The 22,428-nt window shown below is 54.0% G+C and carries 18 protein-coding genes; 4 read left to right on the forward strand and 14 right to left on the reverse strand.

Annotated features, from left to right (window positions below; translation table 11 throughout):
• Window positions 1-67: 67 nt before the first annotated feature.
• The 11 genes from eutG to maeB form a co-directional block, all read right to left on the reverse strand.
• Entirely contained in the window at window positions 68-1,255 is a 1,188-nt protein-coding gene (eutG, locus tag ACJHWT_RS04795) for an ethanolamine utilization ethanol dehydrogenase EutG (protein ID WP_001317978.1), read from the reverse strand.
• On the reverse strand, window positions 1,245-2,081 hold the full coding sequence (eutJ, locus tag ACJHWT_RS04800) for an ethanolamine utilization protein EutJ (protein WP_000929702.1): 837 nt from the start codon (window positions 2,079-2,081) through the stop codon (window positions 1,245-1,247). The genes eutG and eutJ overlap by 11 nt, the downstream gene beginning before the upstream one ends.
• A 10-nt stretch (window positions 2,082-2,091) precedes the next feature.
• Window positions 2,092-3,495 carry an aldehyde dehydrogenase family protein gene (locus tag ACJHWT_RS04805; RefSeq protein WP_001075662.1) on the reverse strand — a complete coding sequence of 468 codons (1,404 nt, stop codon included), beginning with the start codon at window positions 3,493-3,495 and terminating at the stop codon, window positions 2,092-2,094.
• An 11-nt stretch (window positions 3,496-3,506) separates the two neighbouring features.
• Window positions 3,507-3,794 carry an ethanolamine utilization microcompartment protein EutN gene (gene eutN / locus ACJHWT_RS04810; RefSeq protein WP_000762198.1) on the reverse strand — a complete coding sequence of 96 codons (288 nt, stop codon included), beginning with the start codon at window positions 3,792-3,794 and terminating at the stop codon, window positions 3,507-3,509.
• Between the two features lie 106 nt (window positions 3,795-3,900).
• Window positions 3,901-4,194: an ethanolamine utilization microcompartment protein EutM gene (gene eutM / locus ACJHWT_RS04815; protein WP_000387713.1), complete on the reverse strand. Its 294-nt coding sequence runs from the start codon at window positions 4,192-4,194 to the stop codon at window positions 3,901-3,903.
• Between the two features lie 38 nt (window positions 4,195-4,232).
• The gene (gene pta, locus ACJHWT_RS04820; protein WP_000582963.1) at window positions 4,233-5,249 is read right to left on the reverse strand and encodes a phosphate acetyltransferase; all 1,017 of its coding nucleotides are present in this window, start codon (window positions 5,247-5,249) and stop codon (window positions 4,233-4,235) included.
• The gene (eutT, locus tag ACJHWT_RS04825; RefSeq protein WP_000651281.1) at window positions 5,246-6,049 is read right to left on the reverse strand and encodes an ethanolamine utilization cob(I)yrinic acid a,c-diamide adenosyltransferase EutT; all 804 of its coding nucleotides are present in this window, start codon (window positions 6,047-6,049) and stop codon (window positions 5,246-5,248) included. The genes pta and eutT overlap by 4 nt, the downstream gene beginning before the upstream one ends.
• Window positions 6,046-6,735 (reverse strand): ethanolamine utilization acetate kinase EutQ, encoded by a 690-nt coding sequence (eutQ, locus tag ACJHWT_RS04830; protein WP_000733928.1) that lies wholly within the window; start codon window positions 6,733-6,735, stop codon window positions 6,046-6,048. Before eutQ ends, eutT begins: the two co-directional genes overlap by 4 nt.
• The gene (gene eutP, locus ACJHWT_RS04835; RefSeq protein WP_000820789.1) at window positions 6,710-7,189 is read right to left on the reverse strand and encodes an ethanolamine utilization acetate kinase EutP; all 480 of its coding nucleotides are present in this window, start codon (window positions 7,187-7,189) and stop codon (window positions 6,710-6,712) included. Before eutP ends, eutQ begins: the two co-directional genes overlap by 26 nt.
• Before the next feature lie 12 nt (window positions 7,190-7,201).
• Complete coding sequence (eutS, locus tag ACJHWT_RS04840; protein ID WP_000356956.1) at window positions 7,202-7,537, reverse strand: ethanolamine utilization microcompartment protein EutS; 336 nt, start codon at window positions 7,535-7,537, stop codon at window positions 7,202-7,204.
• A gap of 292 nt (window positions 7,538-7,829) precedes the next feature.
• Window positions 7,830-10,109: an NADP-dependent oxaloacetate-decarboxylating malate dehydrogenase gene (gene maeB / locus ACJHWT_RS04845; RefSeq protein WP_000342670.1), complete on the reverse strand. Its 2,280-nt coding sequence runs from the start codon at window positions 10,107-10,109 to the stop codon at window positions 7,830-7,832.
• A gap of 288 nt (window positions 10,110-10,397) precedes the next feature.
• Between maeB and tal the strand changes: the two genes are divergently transcribed.
• Window positions 10,398-11,348 carry a transaldolase gene (tal, locus tag ACJHWT_RS04850; RefSeq protein ID WP_001003709.1) on the forward strand — a complete coding sequence of 317 codons (951 nt, stop codon included), beginning with the start codon at window positions 10,398-10,400 and terminating at the stop codon, window positions 11,346-11,348.
• Between the two features lie 19 nt (window positions 11,349-11,367).
• Window positions 11,368-13,371, forward strand: coding sequence for a transketolase (gene tkt, locus ACJHWT_RS04855; protein ID WP_000087287.1), 2,004 nt, complete (start codon window positions 11,368-11,370; stop codon window positions 13,369-13,371).
• A gap of 76 nt (window positions 13,372-13,447) precedes the next feature.
• Here tkt and ACJHWT_RS04860 read toward each other — a convergent pair whose 3' ends face one another.
• The 3 genes from ACJHWT_RS04860 to aegA form a co-directional block, all read right to left on the reverse strand.
• Window positions 13,448-14,491: a DUF1176 domain-containing protein gene (locus tag ACJHWT_RS04860; protein WP_001270548.1), complete on the reverse strand. Its 1,044-nt coding sequence runs from the start codon at window positions 14,489-14,491 to the stop codon at window positions 13,448-13,450.
• Between the two features lie 125 nt (window positions 14,492-14,616).
• The gene (gene nudK, locus ACJHWT_RS04865) at window positions 14,617-15,192 is read right to left on the reverse strand and encodes a GDP-mannose pyrophosphatase NudK (protein ID WP_001296284.1); all 576 of its coding nucleotides are present in this window, start codon (window positions 15,190-15,192) and stop codon (window positions 14,617-14,619) included.
• A gap of 67 nt (window positions 15,193-15,259) precedes the next feature.
• The gene (aegA, locus tag ACJHWT_RS04870; protein WP_001078845.1) at window positions 15,260-17,239 is read right to left on the reverse strand and encodes a formate-dependent uric acid utilization protein AegA; all 1,980 of its coding nucleotides are present in this window, start codon (window positions 17,237-17,239) and stop codon (window positions 15,260-15,262) included.
• A 205-nt stretch (window positions 17,240-17,444) separates the two neighbouring features.
• On the opposite strand from aegA, the gene narQ reads away from it, so the two are divergent.
• Together narQ and acrD are read left to right on the forward strand one after the other, a co-directional pair.
• Window positions 17,445-19,145 carry a nitrate/nitrite two-component system sensor histidine kinase NarQ gene (narQ, locus tag ACJHWT_RS04875; protein WP_001296285.1) on the forward strand — a complete coding sequence of 567 codons (1,701 nt, stop codon included), beginning with the start codon at window positions 17,445-17,447 and terminating at the stop codon, window positions 19,143-19,145.
• 163 nt (window positions 19,146-19,308) lie between these two features.
• The gene (gene acrD, locus ACJHWT_RS04880) at window positions 19,309-22,422 is read left to right on the forward strand and encodes a multidrug efflux RND transporter permease AcrD (RefSeq protein WP_001273133.1); all 3,114 of its coding nucleotides are present in this window, start codon (window positions 19,309-19,311) and stop codon (window positions 22,420-22,422) included.
• Window positions 22,423-22,428 lie beyond the last annotated feature (6 nt).

A 22,428-nucleotide genomic window follows, 5' to 3' on the forward strand; every position in this document is an offset into this window, starting at 1 on the left:
GCCTTATCCGCCCTACATGTGCAATCCCGTAGGCCGGATAAGACGCGGCAAGCGTCGCATCCGGCATTTATTGCGCCGCTGCGTACAGGCCGACAATCTGCTCCAGGCTGGCGGTACGCGGGTTACTGCGCAGACAAATATCTTCCAGCGCGGCCTGCGCCCATGCGCCGTAATGCGCAGATGTCGCACCAACATCGCCCAGTCGTTTACCAATCCCAACTTCCGCTATCAGCTCACTTACCGCATTAATAGCGTCACGATCGTCGGATTTTTTAGTTCGCAGCGCCCGACCAATCTGACTAAACCGATCACGACAAACCATCCGGTTAAACTCCATCACCGTTGGCAGCAACATAGCGTTCGCGAGACCGTGCGGAATATGCAGCGCCGCGCCCGGCTGATGCGCCATCGCGTGGCACAACCCAAGACCCGCACTGGAAAACGCCATTCCCGCCATACATGAAGCCAGCAACATGCTCTCGCGCGCGGCAAGGTCGTGACCGTAGCCCACCGCTTTCGGCAGCGATTTGCCAATCATCGCAATGGCACCAATCGCCAGACTGTCGGTAAACGGTGTAGCGTTCAGGGCGCTGTATGCTTCAATGGCATGGGTTAACGCATCAATGCCGGTCATCGCCGTGACATGCGACGGCACACCTTCGGTCAATGCGGCGTCGAGGATCGCCACATCCGGCATCAGCGAGGCATGGGCTAACACCTGCTTGCGCCCGCTCACCGCGTCGATAATCACCGTTACGTTGGTGGTTTCAGAGCCGGTTCCGGCGGTAGTCGGAATGGCAATCAGCGGCAAGCGCGATTGCAGAACGCTGGTTTCTGACATTTCTGCCAGCGTGCTATCCGGGTTTGTCACCAGCAACGCCACGGCTTTCGCCGCATCCAGCACCGAGCCGCCGCCAAACGCGATCACCCCGTCACAACCTGATTCACGCAACTGTGCCACGGCTGCACACACGTCGGTGATGCACGGTTCGCCCACCGGACATGGCCAGAGCGTCATGGCGATGCCTTTAACAGCCAGGCTGCGCGTCAGCCCGGCGGTCATCCCCGCCTGATGCAAAAAGCTGTCTGCCATCACGAACAGATGTTTCAGCCCACGCGTTTGCGCTTGCTGCCCGCAACTACTCACCGCGCCCGGACCGCAAAGCGTCACCGGTGGAACGCTAAATGTTTTTACCCGTTGCAGATTCAGGGTATCGAACGCCTGAAAGAGCGCGGTCTGCAATTCATTTTGCATATAGCCCCTCCGCTTCCTCTCGCCCACTACTGGCGATCGCCAGCGGGGTCATAAACAAACTGTGCTGCGGTAAATGCACCTGTAACGCCGGGAATTGTTTGCGAAACAGTTCCGCCACGCCCGGTTGCATACAAGAGCCGCCCGCCAGCCATAAATCAGTAATGCCCTGCCCTTCAATATGCCGGGCGACAATGTCCGCCATTTTTTCGTACACCGGTTTCACCGCAGGCCAAATCTCTTCACCGTGACCGCGCTTGTACTGCTCTGCCTCTTCCAGCGGAATACGACGATTTCCGGCGAGAGTCAGAGAGATGTGATGTCCGCCAGTCGCTTCATCCGCCGAGTACGTCACCTTGCCCTTTTTCACGATGGCAATGCCGGTAGTGCCGCCGCCGATATCCACTACACCGGCGTTGTCCAGTTGCAGCAGATCCGCGACTGCGGTTGGCTCATCCAGCACATGGCTCACTTCCAGCCCGGCAGATTCCAGCACGTTGATGGAAATACGCGGGTCCGTACCTGGAGGAAAAGAGGTCGCCGCATGGCTAAAACGGCGACCGAATTGCTGCTCGAGGGTGTCGAGATGGCGACGAACAATGGTGACCGCACCGAAGAAATCCCAGACGATGCCCTCGCGGACTACATCGGCCCAGTCGAGGCATACCGCCACCGGCAGACCGTCGCGGTCGACAACCATCGACACCACATCGCAGGTGCCCAGATCCACCCCCAGCCACAGCGGAGATTCCGTCGCGGCGGGCGTCTGGTTACACAGCGTTGCCGCCGTTTGCAGACGTGGGGTGAGCCATTGTTCGTCGTGCGCCATCGGTTACTCCTTAAACAATGCGAAACGCATCGACTAATACACAGCGACGCAGACGGACAAACGTCCGCGCGCTGGTTACCCCTTCACCGGTTGGCGTGGTGATGGTCATGGTGGTCCAGCCTTCCCCGCCCAGCCCCAGCCCGGCAATGCACGGTCCGTTCTTAACGAAAATGCTGGTATCAATGGCATTCGCCATCTGGTTCATGTTCTCGATATTGCGCGAGTGCATTGCCGCCGTGTGGTGGCAACCGCCTTCCAGTTTCACCGCCAGCGCAATGGCATCCGCCACGTTGGCGACGCGCACGACGGGCAGCACCGGCATCATCAGTTCAGTCACAGCAAACGGATGTTCTGCGGTGGTTTCTACAAACAGCAGTCGCGTTTGTTCCGGAACTTTAAGGCCGATTGCCGCCGCGATTTTCGCCGCATCGCGACCAACCCAGTCACGGCTGACGGTGCCTTTTCCGCGCTCGTCGATATTTTTCAGCAACACCGGTTGCAGCTGCTGCGCCTGTTCTGCGGTCAGTTTCACCGCGTGCTGGCCTTCCATCAGACGCATCAGTTCATCGGCTACGCTATCAACAACAATCAGTACCTTTTCGTCGGCACAAATGATGTTGTTATCGAAAGAAGCGCCTTTGACGATGGACTGAGCGGCACGGGCGAGGTCGGCGGTTTCATCCACCACTACCGGCGGGTTGCCAGCGCCTGCGGCAATCAGACGTTTATTGGTGTGTTTACGCGCCGCTTCTACTACCGCTTCGCCGCCGGTCACCACCAAAAGGCCGATGCCCGGAAACTTGAATAAGCGTTGCGCGGTTTCGATATCCGGATTTGCCACAGTAACCAGTAAGTTTTCCGGCCCGCCTGCGGCAACAATCGCCTGGTTGAGCAACGTAATAGCCCGTTGAGAGACTTTTTTCGCCGCCGGATGCGGGGCAAAAATGACGCTGTTGCCCGCGGCAATCAGGCTGATGGCGTTATTAATGACGGTTGCCGCCGGGTTAGTGGAAGGCGTCACCGAAGCCACTACGCCCCAGGGCGCGTTTTCAATTAAAGTCAGGCCGTTGTCGCCTGTCAGCACCTGCGGAGAAAGGCACTCAACGCCTGGCGTGCCGCGCGCCTGAGCGACGTTTTTGGCAAATTTATCTTCTACGCGGCCCATACCCGTTTCACTGACGGCAAGTTCCGCTAAATCTCTGGCGTGTTTTTCGCCTGCTTCACGAATGGCAGCAATGGCTAACTGGCGCATTGCCACGCTCTTTAACCCTTGCTGGGCAATTTTGGCTGCCGCAACGGCGTCATCCAGGGACGCGAAAACGCCCATCTCATGAACGGCGGCGGGCGGCGTATCACTGCTTTGCATTTTCAGTAGTACCGCTTTCACCACCTGTTCAATATCCTGTTGATTCATGATGTTCTGCCTTATTTGTGGAAAATGACCTGACCGCCAGTCACCACCTCATCGACGATGCCAATCACGCACAGATCGACCGGTGACGTTTCGCTTTTATGCGCCTGGCGGGCGGAACTGCCACTCACCAGCAACACCCACTCCCCGGTTCCCGCGCCAATATTGTCGATGGCGACGGCGCATTGCCCGTCAGGATTACCTTGTGGATCAATCATTTCCACCATCAGCAATTTGTCATGCGCCAGTCCGTGATGGCGTACGGTACAAACAATTTGTCCAGTGACGACTGCCAGTTTCATACCCGCCTCCGTGGCGTATTTCAGGTAAAAGCTCCCCCTACCCTCCGCGGAAGGTAAACTGAAAAAGGAGAGAGCGTGACGCCCGAATCGACGTCACACAGGGTGATTACAGGTTGCTGCTATCGCCTTTCAGGCCGATCGGGAAGACTTCTTCCAGGTCGCCGTGCGGACGCGGGATAACGTGTACAGATACCAGCTCGCCGATACGCTGTGCCGCTGCAGCACCTGCGTCGGTCGCGGCTTTACAGGCTGCAACATCACCACGAACCATGGCAGTACACAGGCCGCCGCCAATCTGCTTAACACCAACCAGCTTGACGCGCGCAGCTTTCACCATCGCGTCAGAAGCCTCAATCAGTGCAACCAGGCCCCGGGTTTCGATCATTCCTAATGCTTCCATTGTGCTTTCCTCTTTATCAGGGTCCAGAACGGGACCGTTCATTCAACCAGTGTTTGTAAACTGCTTTCGCGGTTCACTTCTGTCTGACGCGGCACTGCTGCCACCAGCGCCAGCTCGATAATTTCCTGCACGCTACAACCACGAGAGAGATCGTGCATCGGCGCGGCAAGTCCTTGTATCAATGGCCCGACGGCACGATATCCGCCAAGTCGTTGTGCGATTTTGTAGCCAATATTTCCGGCCTCCAGCGACGGAAAAACCATCACATTGGCCTTGCCCTGTAGCGGGCTGGCAGGCGCTTTTTGCGCCGCCACTTCCGGCACGAAGGCGGCGTCAAACTGCAACTCGCCATCGACTACCAACTGCGGCGCGCGCTCACGGACGATTTCTGTCGCCTGCTGGACGTTGGCAACGCAGGGGTGACGGGCGCTGCCGTTACTGGAAAACGACAACATCGCCACGCGCGGCTCTTCTCCGGTGATGGCCTGCCAGGTTTCGGCGCTGGCAAGGGCGATATCCGCCAGTTGTGCCGCCGTCGGCTGTGGCACCACGCTGCAATCGGCAAAACCCAACGCGGGGCCGCTGTACTGTGGCAGCATCAGGAAAATGGATGAGAGCGTTTTACAGCCTAGCTGCAAGCCGATAATGCGTAATCCGGCACGCAGCACATTCGCCGTGGAAGAGAGGTTGCCCGCGATACAGACATCCGCTTTACCGGCGCTGACCATTGCTGCGGCGAACATCAGCGGGTCGGTAAGTTTTTCCAGCGCATCCGGCGGCGTTTTTTCGCCCGCGCGGGCCAGCCAGCGATGAGCAAATTCTTCCCGCATTGCGAGGTTGCCATGCGGATCAATCACCTGTAGCCCGTCCATCGCCACGCCGTGACTGAGCGCAAACTGACGAAGTTCAAACGGATTGGCGACCAGAATGGGCGTTGCCAGACCTTGTTGATGTAAATATTGCGCGGCTTTCAGCACACGTTGATCTAACGCATCCGGAAAAACTACTCTGGCGGGCGCTCGCAACGCCAGTTCACGACAACGTTCAATAATCATTGCGTTTCCCCCAGTCGTTGTTGGATCTGCTTCACCGTTAGCGGCTGCTTCGTTACGCTCAGGATCATCATCACGTAGACCGTGCTGGAAAGGCGGTTCAGCGCCTGCAAGATGTCCGGGCGTAATACTTCAAAGCTGCGGGTGATAAAGACCTGCGCCGCTACGGTTTCGGTTTCCCGCACTTTGGTGCGTAGCAGATTGAGTAACGCCGCATCGCGCCCGTGGCTGGCTTCCGGCACCAGATGATCGTGGTCGAGATAGCGCAGCGGCTGATGAGAAAGCCGATGCAGATCTTCGTCAGAAAGCCCGACAATCGCCTGGCAGGCCAGCGGTTCCCCCAGCGCATCGGCACGCATAATGTTGCCAAGACGCGAACGGATATCCGCCAGCCACGGCTGCCACGGTTCCGCCAGTTCAATTTGCAGCCACACTGCCAGCGCAATGGTGCTGTCGAGAACAGCGCGAAAAGCCAGGCGCGGATCGCTTTTGGCAACCATTTTTTCCGCCGACAGGTGAGTCAGCGTATCCGGCTTTTTTGCCACCGGCTGGCGGCACAGTTCGCAGCACGCCTGCGGATGTTCATCGCTACTGGTCAGCCCATGAACGGGCTGCGGCTGCTGCTGTTCATCGTCAACAAACAGGCGGCCCTGCTCGTCAATAAACTTGATGCGCAGATGGCGGCTTTCCAGTAACTCCCGGGCAGAGGGCGTCAGGCGACTGTCCGCAGGGAGATGGATCTCTGCGCCTTCGCTGAGCGTATGGTTCGCTCTTAGCCATGCTTCGGTGATGAAATCTTTCATAAGGATTGCCAGTTAGCCGGCCAGGCGACATACAGGAATTTCACGCTGGATGTCGTACCAAATTCGATGCTGGAGCCTTTCGGGATAAACATCACGTCGCCTGCTTTGGCGATCATGGTTTCGCCTTCGTGGCGAACATGCAGCTCCCCTTCCAGCACCATGTCGATTTCGTCGTAGTTCAGAGTCCACGGGAAGAATGCGTTCTCCCACTGCATAAAACCGGCGGCCATGCTGCTGCCGTCGTCTCCGGTAACCAAATCCGTTAATCCGACGCAGTGTGGCTGTGCGCCATCGAAACGACCAAACTTGACGCTACTGCCATCAATCACTTTGATGCCGCCTTTGCCGGTCACCGATTTGAAGCTCGGCTGCATTGCGCCCTGCTCCAGCGACTGTTTTTCCTTCATCACTTTTTCCATCAACTGCGCGACCAGGCTTTCGGTAAACTGGCCTTCCGGTAACTGGGCGATAATGGTTTCGCGGATACGCTGGCTTTCGGTTTTCTCTACGGGCACAGATACCGTTGCTGGTGTCGATTCCTCGCATTCGGTGATGGTAAAACCCAACAGATCCGCCACTTCACGGGCTTCCGGGGTAATAATGCTGGCGCGCAGAACCACGGACATTGCCTGTTCGCCGCGCGCGTGTGCTTCACGAATATCATTCGCTGTGATGAGTTTTTTCACCTGCTTCCTCCTGTTTGGTGAGAGATGCCAGATAATCCACCAGTTGCTGCACGCTTTGCGGGTCGTGGCTGTTTAGCTCGAAAATCGGCTCTTCGAAGCCCGTCTCAAGCAATAACTTTCGCGTTGCGGCGACATCAGCATCTGGCATGTCCGTTTTACTGATGACGGCGATTTGCCGTTTGCTGACGCCAATATCCAGCAACCCGGCAGGCAACCGACTTTCCGGGTCATTCGCGCCGTGGACATAGATCAGCATGTCCACATCCTGTAGCGTAGTAATTAAGGCGTGATACCAGCGGGGATGGCTAAAATATTCACCCGGCGTATCGATATCGCCATTATCATTAAATTCCACGGCCTGTGTTTTTCTTGCGAGGGTATAATTCCCCTGCAACGCATTAAATAACGTTGTTTTTCCTGCCCCGACGGTACCCACAAACGCAATTCGTTTCATGAATGCCTCGTATTAACTTTTGGTCATTTCACAAAGCGTATAATTTAATAAGCGTCCTAAACCACTGACGGTTTGTGATAACGCTTCTTCTACTGCGCCCACCGAGCCATAAATCACCAGCGCGCCGCTAAAACGGTCGAGAAAACCGATATGCACATCGGCGGCTTTCAACGCTAAATCACCGGCGATCATCGCCGTTTCTCCGGGAGTTAGCGTCATAATGCCGATTGCGCCCGCATCCGGAACGCCGATTTTCTTCGCCAGTTCCTCGCCGGGATGCGCGATGAGATGCGCCAGTGTGACCTGTTTACCGGGCACAAATTCCTGAATGATGCGTTCTTTATCCATGAGTCGCCGCCTGTGAAAAACTTTCGTGTATCGTGACAATTTTTCGTCAGAGTAAATAACAAAATTCGGCAAGCGCGTTTAAAAGGTGAGGTAGATCACTAAGAATGGAGAGATATTTGATGTGGTGCATAAACTTTCATATGCAACGCATGAATATAAATAAAATAATATCGAGATATTTTATATACTGATTTTTTTATTATTCGCAAACTCAGTAATAAACTTTACTAATATATTGCAGCTAAACCGCTTACCCTGAATATTCAGGGTAAGCGTGAGAGTTAAAAAAGAATTACAGCGGTTGGGTTTGCGCTTCAACCACGGCCAGCGCCACCATGTTGACGATACGACGTACCGATGCGATCGGCGTTAACACGTGAACCGGTTTCGCCACGCCCATCAGCACCGGACCGACAGTCACACCTTCCGAGCTGGAAACGCGCAGTAAGTTGTAACTAATGCGGGCAGCTTCCATGTTCGGCATCACCAGAATATTAGCGGAACCTTTCAAAGGGCTGTCCGGCATACGGTCGTTGCGAATCGCTTCCACCAGCGCTGCATCGCCGTGCATTTCACCATCAATCATCAGTTCTGGCGCACGTTCCCTGACCAGTTCCAGCGCCTGACGCATTTTGCTCGACGACGGGCAGTCAGAAGAACCAAAGTTGGAGTGCGACAACAGAGCCACACGCGGCTCAATACCAAAACGACGAACAGTTTCTGCCGCCATCAAGGTGATCTCCGCCAGCTCTTCTGCATCAGGCTCATCATTGACGTAGGTATCGGCAATAAAGGTGTTACCACTCGGCAACAGCAGCGCGTTCATTGCACCTGCGGTGTGAACGCCATCGCGATAACCAAAGACATTTTTCACCACGCTAAAGTGTTCATGATAATCGCCCACCGTACCGCAAATCATTGCATCGGCTTCGCCACGCTGAACCATGATCGCGCCGATCACTGTCGGGTTACTGATCAGCGCACGCTGCGCCTGCTCCTGAGTGACACCGCGACGCTTCATGATCTGGAAGTATTCGGTCCAGTACTCTTTAAAGCGCGGATCGGATTCGTTATTGACGATCTCAAAATCAACGCCCGCCTTGATCTGCAAGCCCAGTTTCTGAATGCGCATTTCGATCACGTTCGGACGACCAATAAGGATCGGTTTCGCCAGTCCCAGCGTTACCAGTTCCTGAGTGGCATGCAGAACACGCGCCTCTTCCCCTTCCGGCAGAACTACGCGCTTCGGCGCTTTGCGAGCCTGGGAGAAAATCGGCTTCATAAACAGGTTAGTTTTGTAAACGAACTCTGTCAGCTTGTCGATGTAGACGTCGAAATCAGCAATCGGACGCGTCGCCACGCCCGACTCCATCGCCGCTTTCGCCACCGCAGGAGCGATCTTAACGATCAAGCGCGGATCAAACGGTTTTGGAATGATGTATTCCGGACCAAAGCTCAGATCCTGATCGCCATACGCTGAAGCCACCACTTCACTCTGTTCCGCATGGGCCAGTTCTGCAATCGCGCGTACCGCCGCCAGTTTCATCTCTTCGTTGATGGCGGTTGCGCCAACGTCCAGCGCGCCACGGAAGATAAACGGGAAGCAAAGGACGTTGTTCACCTGGTTCGGGTAGTCGGAACGGCCGGTACAGATGATGGCATCCGGACGCACTTCTTTCGCCAGCGGCGGCAGAATTTCCGGTTCCGGGTTCGCCAGCGCCAGGATCATTGGCGCACGGGCCATTTTCTTCACCATTTCCTGGGTCAGCACTTTCGGGCCGGAACAGCCGAGGAAAATATCCGCGCCTTCAATCACATCATCGAGGGTACGTTTACCGTCATCCACCACCGCATATGCGGCTTTGGTTTCCGCCATGTTTGGTTCACGGCCCTGATAGATAACGCCTTTTGAATCGCAAACCACGATGTTATGTTTTTGCAGACCCAGCGCTACCAGCAGGTTCATACAGGCGATTGCTGCGGCACCCGCGCCAGAAACCACCATCCGCACGTCGGAGATGTTTTTCTCCACCACGCGCAAGCCGTTGAGGATGGCGGCAGTGCTGATAATTGCCGTGCCGTGCTGATCGTCGTGGAATACCGGAATATTCATCCGCTCGCGCAGTTTCTGTTCAATATAGAAACATTCTGGCGCTTTAATGTCTTCGAGGTTGATGCCGCCAAAGGTCGGTTCGAGCGCAGCGACGACTTCAATAAATTTGTCCGGGTCGAGTTCATCAACTTCTATGTCAAATACATCAATCCCGGCGAATTTCTTAAACAGAACGCCCTTGCCTTCCATCACCGGTTTGCCTGCCAGCGCGCCAATGTTGCCTAACCCCAGCACCGCCGTACCGTTAGAGATCACCGCTACCAGGTTACCGCGCGCGGTATATTTGTAGGCTTTTAACGGGTCTTTTTCGATTTCAAGACAAGGTGCGGCAACGCCTGGTGAGTAGGCCAGCGCCAGATCGCTCTGCGTTGCCAGAGGCTTGGTTGGAGAAACCTGGATTTTCCCTGGAACTGGAAATTCATGGAAATCAAGTGCACTTTGTTTTAACTGGTCATCCATTTGGTTGTTCCTTTCACGTAACGTTCACAAATAAAGTGTGTGGGCAACAGCCCCTGTCCACAACGTGGCGCACATTATTACCCTGCCGGAGTCTACAGACTTTGAGCAAGTCCAAACTCTCACCATTAATATAATGTTTTGGTAATAATCCTATAACACTGATGTTACCTGCTTAATCCAGCAATACCATGCCTGTCTGCTATGCTTTTTTGATGCGTTTAGCGAAATTTCTCAGAAGTGTGAATTAACGCACTCATCTAACACTTTACTTTTCAAGGAGTATTTCCTATGAACGAGTTAGACGGCATCAAACAGTTCACCACTGTCGTGGCAGACAGCGGCGATATTGAGTCCATTCGCCATTATCATCCCCAGGATGCCACCACCAATCCTTCGCTGTTACTCAAGGCTGCCGGATTATCACAATATGAGCATTTAATAGACGATGCTATCGCCTGGGGTAAAAAAAATGGCAAGACCCAGGAACAACAGGTGGTCGCAGCGTGTGACAAACTGGCGGTCAATTTCGGTGCTGAAATTCTCAAAATCGTACCCGGTCGCGTGTCAACAGAAGTTGATGCACGCCTCTCTTTTGATAAAGAAAAGAGTATTGAGAAGGCGCGCCATCTGGTGGACTTGTATCAGCAACAAGGCGTTGAGAAATCACGCATTTTGATCAAGCTGGCTTCAACCTGGGAAGGAATTCGCGCGGCAGAAGAGCTGGAAAAAGAAGGTATTAACTGCAACCTGACGCTGCTGTTTTCTTTTGCCCAGGCGCGGGCCTGTGCAGAAGCGGGCGTTTTTCTGATTTCGCCGTTTGTCGGGCGTATTTATGACTGGTATCAGGCACGCAAGCCGATGGACCCGTATGTGGTGGAAGAAGATCCAGGCGTTAAATCAGTGCGCAATATCTACGACTACTATAAGCAACACCACTATGAAACCATTGTGATGGGCGCGAGCTTCCGTCGCACCGAACAAATCCTCGCCTTAACCGGCTGCGACCGACTGACTATCGCACCGAATTTGCTGAAGGAGCTACAGGAAAAAGTTTCGCCAGTGGTACGTAAATTAATCCCACCTTCTCAGACGTTCCCACGCCCAGCTCCCATGAGCGAAGCGGAGTTCCGTTGGGAGCACAATCAGGATGCGATGGCGGTAGAAAAACTGTCTGAAGGCATTCGTCTGTTCGCCGTTGATCAACGCAAACTGGAAGATCTTCTTGCCGCCAAACTATAAACCAGCCACGGAGTGTTATATGTCCCGAAAAGACCTTGCCAATGCGATTCGCGCACTCAGTATGGATGCGGTACAAAAAGCCAATTCTGGTCATCCCGGCGCGCCGATGGGCATGGCTGATATTGCCGAAGTGCTGTGGAACGATTTTCTTAAACATAACCCTACCGACCCAACCTGGTATGATCGCGACCGCTTTATTCTTTCCAACGGTCACGCGTCGATGCTGCTCTACAGTTTGCTGCATCTGACCGGTTACGACCTGCCGCTGGAAGAGCTGAAGAACTTCCGTCAGTTGCATTCAAAAACCCCAGGTCACCCGGAGATTGGTTATACGCCAGGTGTTGAAACCACCACCGGTCCACTTGGACAAGGTTTGGCGAACGCCGTCGGGCTGGCGATAGCAGAGCGTACACTGGCGGCGCAGTTTAACCAGCCGGATCATGAAATTGTCGATCACTTCACCTATGTGTTTATGGGCGACGGTTGCCTGATGGAAGGTATTTCCCACGAAGTCTGTTCGCTGGCGGGCACGCTGGGACTGGGCAAGCTGATTGGTTTTTACGATCACAACGGTATTTCCATCGACGGTGAAACCGAAGGCTGGTTTACCGACGATACGGCAAAACGTTTTGAAGCCTATCACTGGCATGTGATCCACGAGATCGACGGTCACGATCCGCAGGCGGTGAAGGAAGCGATCCTTGAAGCGCAAAGCGTGAAAGATAAGCCGTCGCTGATTATCTGCCGTACGGTGATTGGCTTTGGATCGCCGAATAAAGCAGGTAAAGAAGAGGCGCACGGCGCACCGCTGGGTGAAGAAGAAGTGGCATTGGCACGGCAAAAACTGGGCTGGCACCATCCGCCATTTGAGATCCCTAAAGAGATTTATCACGCCTGGGATGCCCGCGAAAAAGGCGAAAAAGCGCAGCAGAGCTGGAATGAGAAGTATGCAGCCTACAAAAAGGCCCATCCGCAACTGGCAGAAGAGTTTACCCGTCGGATGAGCGGTGGTTTACCGAAGGACTGGGAGAAAACGACTCAGAAATATATCAATGAATTACAGGCAAATCCGGCGAAAATCGCTACCCGTAAGGCTTCGCAAAATACGCTTAACGCTTACGGGCCGATGCTGCCTGAGTTGCTCGGCGGTTCGGCGGATCTGGCTCCCAGCAACCTGACCATCTGGAAAGGTTCTGTTTCGCTGAAGGAAGATCCGGCGGGCAACTACATTCACTACGGGGTGCGTGAATTTGGCATGACCGCTATCGCCAACGGCATTGCGCACCACGGTGGATTTGTACCGTATACCGCGACGTTCCTGATGTTTGTTGAATACGCCCGTAACGCCGCGCGGATGGCGGCACTGATGAAAGCGCGGCAGATTATGGTTTATACCCACGACTCAATTGGCCTGGGCGAAGATGGTCCTACGCACCAGGCTGTTGAGCAACTGGCCAGTTTGCGCTTAACGCCAAATTTCAGCACCTGGCGACCGTGCGATCAGGTGGAAGCAGCGGTGGGCTGGAAGCTGGCCGTTGAGCGCCACAACGGACCGACGGCACTGATCCTCTCCAGGCAGAATCTGGCCCAGGTGGAACGTACGCCGGATCAGGTTAAAGAGATTGCTCGTGGCGGTTATGTACTGAAAGACAGCGGCGGTAAGCCAGATATTATTTTGATTGCCACCGGTTCAGAGATGGAAATCACCCTGCAAGCGGCAGAGAAATTAGCGGGAGAAGGTCGCAATGTACGCGTAGTTTCCCTGCCCTCGACCGATATTTTCGACGCCCAGGATGAGGAATATCGGGAGTCGGTGTTGCCTTCTAACGTTGCGGCTCGCGTGGCGGTGGAAGCAGGTATTGCCGATTACTGGTACAAGTATGTTGGTCTGAAAGGGGCAATTGTCGGGATGACAGGTTATGGGGAATCTGCTCCGGCGGATAAGCTGTTCCCGTTCTTTGGCTTTACCGCCGAGAATATTGTGGCAAAAGCGCATAAGGTACTGGGAGTGAAAGGTGCCTGATGGTGATCGCCGGATGCTGATTGTCGGATGTGACGCTGGTGCGTCTTATCCGGTCTACATGTCCCCGCCATTTTGTTTAACGGGTGATCCACAACGTGGGCCAGGCGTCTGGCCCATGCCAGTTATCGCAGGTGGGTTCTGCGGCGTAACGCACCAGGCGAAAACGCTGACCGTCAAAGCGCCAGCGCGCCTGAATGCCACAATCGCTTAATCCGCGCCCTTTTGCTAAGGTCACCAGTTCACGCGATTTTTCATCGAATGTTGCGTTCATCAGTTCCAGTTCATTGGTCTCCTGACCGTTGTTGAACGGCAAACGCAACCGTACCGGGCGCGAGGCCAGCGGCTTTTTACGCGACACAATCCATGCCAAATCAATGGTGTTATAGGCCCCTGCCTCACAGCTAATCATCATCAGCGCTTTATCATCGGTCAGCGCAGTGACATTCACCTCACGACGTAACGGATCAAGCGAACAGCGCAGACCATTCATCCGCCAGTTTCCATAATCCAGCAAATCGTTACGTTCTTCGCGTGAGAGTGGCGTCGGCGTTGGGTTAACCACCGCGACCTCTTTCAGCGCAGGCGCTGGCGGTACGCTGAGCGGCGGTTCGTCCCCTTTCTTTATCCACGCGGTTTCACTGCCAACGCGCTTTTGCTGAGCATCAATAAACAACAACGCCGCTTTTAAGCCACTCAGAGAAATGGTCTGATTGCCGTCGCGTAAGGTGATCGCCTTCCCTTCCTGAATCATCTGCAAAAACGCGGTGATGGTTGCCGTATCATCGGTTACTAATAACCATGGTGAAATCCGCCACTTGTCACCACTTAACGCCAACGGCTCGCCATCTAACAGCAGCCGTGGCGCTATCTCCCCTTCTGACGCATCCGGCGACTTCAATCCGCCGCGCTCAATACGTAAAACGGCATCGGTATGCGCTCCGGCGCTGCGGCTCAGGGTCATCACCAGTCCATTATGATCACCCGTATTGCGCGCCACACAAAAATTTTGATTATTACAGGTGACCTGCCAGTCGGAAAACACCCGTTGCGCTGGTGCCGCCCACACCAAAGACGTCGGCAACAAAGCGAAAAAAAAGAGAAGGAAAATGCGATAGCGCATGGACGGTACGACCCCAGAAGTTCAAACAAACAGCACAAGTCGTATCTTCGTTGCGCAGGTAGCGCGGCTCAATCGGATTTATCGGATTGAGCCAATAATAAACAACGAAATATTATTGTTATTTTTCAGTCCATTAAATGTGACATTTGCAAATAGTTAAGCAATAACACCGTCTTACCGTCACGTATCTCGCCGGTTTTAATCATCTCCAGCGCCTGGCTGAACGGCAGCTCGAGCACTTCAATATCTTCATCTTCGACACCACCGCCCGCGTTAGCGCGCTGGCTGTCACTGTATTCGGCGATAAAGAAGTGGATTAGCTCAGTCACACCGCCTGGCGACATATACAGTTCAAATAATTTGCGCACTTCGCCAACTTCATAACCCGTCTCTTCAATCGCTTCTTTACGAATACACACTTCCGGTTCGTCGTTATCCAGCAGCCCGGCGCAGGTTTCAATCAGTTGCCCGCTTTCATTGCCATTAACCCAGGTAGCGACGCGGAACTGGCGAATCAGAACCACGGTCTTTTTCTTCGCGTTGTACAGGAGGATCGTTGCACCATTACCGCGATCGTAAACTTCACGTTTATGACGGATAACTTCGCCATCTTTGCGCGTGAGATCGTAAGTAATGTTGTGCAGGGTGAAATAGTTATCGGAGAGAATTTTGTCTTTAACGAGGGTGATTTGTTGCGTCATACCGACTCCACAGCGCGAAATGAACAATTATCTTACGCTGTGAAGTCGGGTTTGTCTGCGCAGGCTATCAGTGAGATTTGACTGATTTTACGCCCAGCCAGTCAATGATCCCCTGTGCCGCATGACGTCCTTCTGCCATTGCGGTAACCACCAGATCCGCACCACGCACGGCGTCACCACCGGCGAAGATTTTCGGATTCGTGGTCTGGTAACGGTACTGGCTTTCCACATCCGCGATGATGCGGCCCCATTTGTCTACCGTTACACCGTGCGACTCCAGCCACGGCATCCCGTGCGGATTGAAGCCAAACGCCATAATCACCGCATCGGCTGGCATGACAAATTCACTGCCTTCCACCGGCACTGGACGCCGACGTCCCTGGGCGTCCGGCTCGCCAAGACGCGTACGCAGGAAACGAATTCCGCAAACGTGACCTTGCTCATTCAGCTCAAGCGCCACCGGCTGGACGTTAAATTCAAAGTTGGCCCCCTCTTCGCGGGCGTTCTTCACCTCTTTCTTCGAGCCTGGCATGTTAGCTTCATCACGACGATAAGCGCAGGTGACGTTACTCGCGCCGTGGCGCAGCGCGGTACGCACACAGTCCATCGCGGTGTCGCCGCCGCCCAGTACCACGACGTTGAGTCCGGCGGTATTGATAAACGGCTCTTCCGGTAGCTCTTCGAGTCCCATCACCTGTTTAGTGTTGGCGATGAGGAACGGCAGCGCGTCATAAACGCCCGGCGCATCTTCATTGGGTAAACCCGCTTTCATGGAACGGTAAGTGCCTACGCCAACGAAGACCGCGTCGTATTGTTCCAAAAGCGAATCCAAAGAGACATCTTTACCCACTTCACAATTGAGTTCGAAGTGAATCCCCATCGCGCTGAAGATTTCCCGACGGCGTGCCAGCAGGGATTTATCCAGTTTGAAAGAAGGAATGCCGAAAGTGAGCAAGCCACCGATTTCTGGATGGCGATCGTACACCGTCACCTCTACACCATTGCGGGTCAAAACATCCGCACAGGCCAGCCCTGCCGGACCCGCACCGATAATCGCCACCCGCTTGTCCACTTTGGTGACATGACTTAAGTCAGGACGCCAACCTTTCGCCAACGCCTGATCTGAAATGTAGCGTTCAATGTTGCCGATAGTTACTGCGCCGTGCTCATCGCGAATAGTACAGGCACCTTCACACAAACGATCTTGCGGACAAACGCGTCCGGTAATTTCCGGCAGGGTGTTAGTCTGGTGAGAAAGCTCGACGGCGGCGTCGATGTTTCCGGCTTTCACCAGTTCAATCCACTGTGGAATATGGTTATGCAGCGGGCAGGTCCATTCACAAACGCTGTGCTCGCCGCACTTAAGGCAGCGCGAGGCTTCCCGTTGTGCCTGATCGGCACGGAATGGCAGATAAATTTCATCAAAACCGGTTTTGCGCGCTTCAATCGCCAGTTTGTCCGGCTCGCCACGCGCGGGCGTTGCCTGCATTTGCTCGACTTTACTCATTACCGGCATTTCTTGCGCCGCGGTACTGGCATGCCACGGTTGATGTTCCTGACGTGCGGTACGCAAGCGGCGGGATTTCGCCATGCCTGAGAGTGCGGCGTCAGTGACCAGTTGCAGCGCGTCTGCCGGGCAATTCTCGACACAAGCAGGACCGTTTTCGCGCCCTGCACAAAGGTCGCATTTATGCGCCGTGGCTTTTACTTTTCCTGCCGCGACGGGGGTCAGGACGATTTGCATCGTACCAAATGGACAGGCCACCACGCAGGATTTACAGCCAATACACTTTTGCTGATTGACCTGAATGCTGTCATCAACGTGGCTGATTGCGCCATTAGGGCAGCTACGGGCGCAGGGCGCATCTTCACAATGGTGACAGGTCACGGCACTACGTTGCTGCTGATGTTTGATAACCGTAATTCGGGGATGAAAATGGTGTTGGCTCAGGACATGTTGCTCATCATTGTGAGCCATGACACAGGCGATTTCACAAGCATGACAACCCAGACATTGCTGACTGTTGGCCATAATAAAACGATTCATAACGACCTTCTTTTTTGGTTGTAAAAACCTTATTCTTTATATGAGTGTTGTTATTACCCGACTTACAGGGGAATCGGCAATGTTCATGTGCCCAGAATAAGTAACTATTTCGCTATAAACTGTGGCAGATCAAATAATCCCATCACTGACTAAATTTCGTTTCAGCGAACTGGAACATTAATGATTTTTTGTGGAGAAGACGCGTGTGATTGTTAAACGACCCGTCTCGGCCAGTCTGGCCCGGGCCTTTTTTTACATTGTGCTGCTGTCGATTCTTTCCACGGGTATCGCTCTGCTAACGCTGGCGAGCAGTTTACGCGACGCTGAGGCTATCAATATTGCCGGATCGCTGCGTATGCAGAGTTACCGCCTGGGCTACGACTTGCAAAGTGGCAGTCCACAACTCAATGCACATCGCCAGTTATTTCAGCAGGCACTGCATTCACCGGTATTAACCAATCTCAACGTCTGGTATGTGCCAGAGGCAGTAAAAACCCGCTATGCGCATCTGAATGCCAATTGGCTGGAGATGAATAATCGGCTCAGCAAGGGCGACTTGCCGTGGTATCAGGCTAATATTAATAATTATGTTAATCAGATAGACCTGTTCGTGCTGGCTTTACAGCACTACGCTGAACGCAAAATGCTGCTGGTGGTGGCAATTTCCCTGGCTGGCGGCATCGGTATTTTCACGCTGGTCTTTTTTACTTTGCGCCGCATACGCCATCAGGTGGTTGCCCCGCTGAATCAGCTGGTTACCGCCAGTCAGCGTATTGAACACGGGCAGTTCGACTCGCCGCCGCTGGATACCAGCCTGCCGAATGAGCTTGGCCTGCTTGCAAAAACCTTTAACCAGATGTCGAGCGAGCTGCATAAATTGTACCGTTCGCTGGAGGCGTCAGTAGAAGAAAAGACCCGCGATCTCCACGAGGCCAAGCGTCGTCTGGAGGTGTTGTATCAGTGTTCGCAGGCGCTAAACACCAGCCAGATTGATGTGCATTGTTTCCGCCATATTTTGCAGATTGTTCGCGACAATGAAGCGGCTGAATATCTGGAGTTAAATGTCGGTGACAACTGGCGGATTAGCGAAGGGCAGCCAAACCCGGAATTGCCGATGCAGATTTTACCGGTGACAATGCAAGAGACGGTTTACGGCGAACTGCACTGGCAAAATAGTCACGTTTCATCATCAGAACCGCTGCTTAACAGCGTTTCGTCGATGCTGGGACGCGGTTTGTACTTTAATCAGGCGCAGAAGCATTTTCAGCAGTTATTGTTGATGGAAGAACGTGCGACCATCGCCCGCGAATTGCACGACTCGCTGGCTCAGGTACTTTCTTACTTACGTATCCAGTTGACGTTACTGAAGCGTTCGATACCGGAAGATAACGCCACCGCACAAAGTATCATGGCCGATTTTTCCCAGGCGTTGAATGATGCTTATCGGCAGTTACGCGAGCTGTTGACTACTTTCCGCCTGACGCTGCAGCAGGCGGATCTCCCCTCCGCGTTGAGGGAAATGCTGGATACGTTACAAAATCAAACCAGCGCCAAACTGACCCTCGACTGCCGTCTGCCAACCCTGGCGCTGGATGCGCAAATGCAGGTGCATTTGTTGCAAATTATTCGCGAAGCGGTGCTGAATGCGATGAAGCACGCCAACGCCAGCGAAATCGCCGTTAGCTGCGTCACCGCGCCGGATGGCAATCACACAGTCTATATTCGCGACAACGGGATTGGCATCGGTGAACCGAAAGAACCCGAAGGCCATTATGGTCTGAATATCATGCGCGAACGCGCGGAAAGATTGGGTGGGACGCTGACTTTTTCACAACCTTCCGGCGGCGGCACGTTAGTGAGTATTAGCTTTCGCTCTGCGGAGGGTGAGGAAAGTCAGCTGATGTAATGCCTCTTATTGACCAAAGAATAGTGGCACTTAAGGTTCAGTATAAAAGGGCATGATAATTTACATTAACTCCTTTTTTTCTCCACGATTGGCTCGTACCTTGCCGCTACAGTGAAGCAAGCCAAGCCTACAACGATACGCAGAAACACGAGGTCCTCTTTTAATGGCGAATTTCTTTATTGATCGCCCCATTTTTGCCTGGGTGCTGGCAATCCTGTTGTGTCTGACAGGTACCCTGGCGATTTTTTCATTGCCCGTTGAACAATACCCCGATCTCGCGCCACCGAATGTGCGAGTGACCGCTAACTATCCCGGCGCATCGGCCCAGACGCTGGAAAACACCGTGACCCAGGTTATCGAGCAAAATATGACGGGCCTCGATAATCTGATGTATATGTCATCTCAGAGCAGCGGCACCGGTCAGGCATCTGTCACGTTAAGTTTTAAAGCAGGCACCGATCCGGACGAAGCCGTGCAGCAAGTACAAAACCAGCTGCAATCAGCCATGCGAAAGTTACCGCAGGCGGTGCAAAATCAGGGCGTGACGGTGCGTAAAACCGGCGATACCAATATTCTGACCATTGCCTTCGTCTCTACCGATGGTTCGATGGATAAACAGGATATTGCCGATTACGTTGCCAGTAATATTCAGGATCCGTTAAGCCGCGTAAATGGCGTCGGGGATATCGATGCCTATGGGTCGCAATATTCCATGCGTATCTGGCTGGACCCGGCGAAACTCAACAGTTTCCAGATGACGGCTAAAGATGTCACTGATGCCATTGAGTCACAGAACGCGCAGATTGCGGTTGGGCAACTTGGTGGTACGCCTTCCGTCGATAAGCAGGCGCTCAACGCCACCATTAACGCCCAGTCACTGCTGCAAACACCAGAACAGTTCCGCGATATCACCTTGCGGGTGAATCAGGACGGCTCAGAGGTAAGGCTGGGCGATGTCGCCACCGTCGAAATGGGGGCGGAGAAATACGATTATCTTAGCCGCTTCAATGGTAAGCCAGCCTCCGGGTTGGGGGTAAAACTGGCCTCCGGCGCGAACGAAATGGCGACAGCGGAGCTGGTGCTCAATCGTCTTGACGAGCTGGCGCAGTATTTCCCGCATGGACTGGAATACAAGGTGGCGTATGAAACCACCTCGTTTGTTAAAGCCTCCATTGAAGACGTGGTGAAAACGCTGCTGGAAGCTATCGCTCTGGTTTTCCTCGTTATGTATCTGTTCCTGCAAAACTTCCGCGCCACGCTGATACCCACTATCGCCGTGCCGGTGGTGTTGATGGGAACCTTCTCCGTACTTTATGCCTTCGGTTACAGCGTCAACACCTTAACCATGTTCGCGATGGTGCTGGCGATCGGTCTGCTGGTGGATGATGCCATCGTGGTGGTGGAAAACGTCGAACGTATTATGAGTGAGGAAGGACTCACTCCTCGCGAAGCCACACGTAAATCGATGGGGCAGATCCAGGGGGCACTGGTCGGGATTGCGATGGTGCTTTCGGCGGTATTTGTGCCAATGGCCTTCTTCGGCGGCACCACCGGTGCCATCTATCGCCAGTTCTCTATTACCATTGTTGCGGCGATGGTGCTGTCAGTACTGGTAGCGATGATCCTCACTCCGGCTCTGTGTGCCACGCTACTTAAGCCACTGAAAAAAGGTGAGCATCACGGGCAAAAAGGCTTTTTTGCCTGGTTTAACCAGATGTTTAACCGCAACGCCGAACGCTACGAAAAAGGGGTGGCGAAAATTCTCCACCGTAGCCTGCGCTGGATTGTGATTTATGTCCTGCTGCTTGGCGGCATGGTGTTCCTGTTCCTGCGTTTGCCGACGTCGTTCTTACCGCTGGAAGACCGTGGCATGTTTACTACCTCGGTACAGTTGCCCAGCGGTTCAACCCAGCAACAGACCCTGAAAGTCGTTGAGCAAATCGAGAAATATTACTTCACCCATGAAAAAGACAACATCATGTCGGTGTTTGCCACCGTGGGTTCTGGCCCTGGGGGTAACGGGCAAAACGTGGCGCGAATGTTTATCCGCCTGAAAGACTGGAGCGAACGCGACAGTAAGACCGGCACCTCGTTTGCCATTATCGAGCGAGCAACGAAGGCGTTTAACAAGATTAAAGAAGCTCGCGTTATCGCCAGCAGCCCGCCAGCAATTAGCGGTCTTGGTAGTTCTGCGGGTTTTGATATGGAGTTGCAGGACCACGCTGGGGCAGGTCACGATGCGCTGATGGCAGCACGAAACCAGTTGCTGGCGCTGGCGGCGGAAAATCCGGAGTTAACCCGTGTACGCCATAACGGCCTCGACGACAGTCCGCAGTTGCAGATTGATATCGATCAGCGTAAAGCTCAGGCGCTGGGCGTTGCTATCGACGATATTAACGACACGCTGCAAACCGCGTGGGGTTCGAGCTATGTGAATGACTTTATGGATCGCGGTCGCGTGAAGAAAGTCTATGTGCAGGCAGCTGCGCCGTATCGCATGCTGCCAGATGACATCAATCTCTGGTATGTCCGAAATAAAGATGGCGGCATGGTGCCCTTCTCTGCTTTCGCGACCTCACGCTGGGAGACAGGCTCACCGCGTCTGGAACGCTATAATGGTTATTCTGCGGTTGAGATTGTTGGGGAAGCCGCACCGGGGGTCAGTACCGGTATGGCGATGGATATTATGGAATCGTTAGTGAAGCAGTTGCCAAACGGCTTTGGTCTGGAGTGGACGGCGATGTCGTATCAGGAGCGGCTTTCCGGCGCGCAGGCTCCGGCGCTGTACGCCATTTCCTTGCTGGTGGTATTCCTGTGTCTGGCTGCGCTGTATGAAAGCTGGTCGGTGCCGTTCTCGGTAATGCTGGTCGTGCCGCTGGGGGTTATCGGCGCGCTGCTGGCAACCTGGATGCGCGGGCTGGAAAACGATGTTTACTTCCAGGTGGGCCTGTTAACGGTCATTGGTTTATCGGCGAAAAACGCCATCCTGATCGTCGAGTTTGCTAACGAGATGAACCAAAAAGGCCACGACCTGTTTGAAGCGACGCTCCACGCCTGCCGTCAGCGTTTACGCCCGATTCTGATGACCTCGCTGGCATTTATCTTCGGCGTATTGCCAATGGCAACCAGCACAGGTGCCGGTTCCGGTGGTCAGCATGCGGTGGGTACTGGCGTAATGGGCGGGATGATTTCGGCCACTATTCTGGCTATTTACTTCGTGCCGCTGTTCTTTGTGCTGGTGCGCCGCCGCTTCCCGCTGAAGCCGCGCCCGGAATAAGCAATA

The organism is Escherichia sp. WS338, from assembly GCF_046486405.1.
In the GTDB taxonomy this organism is placed as follows: Bacteria; Pseudomonadota; Gammaproteobacteria; order Enterobacterales; family Enterobacteriaceae; genus Escherichia; species Escherichia coli.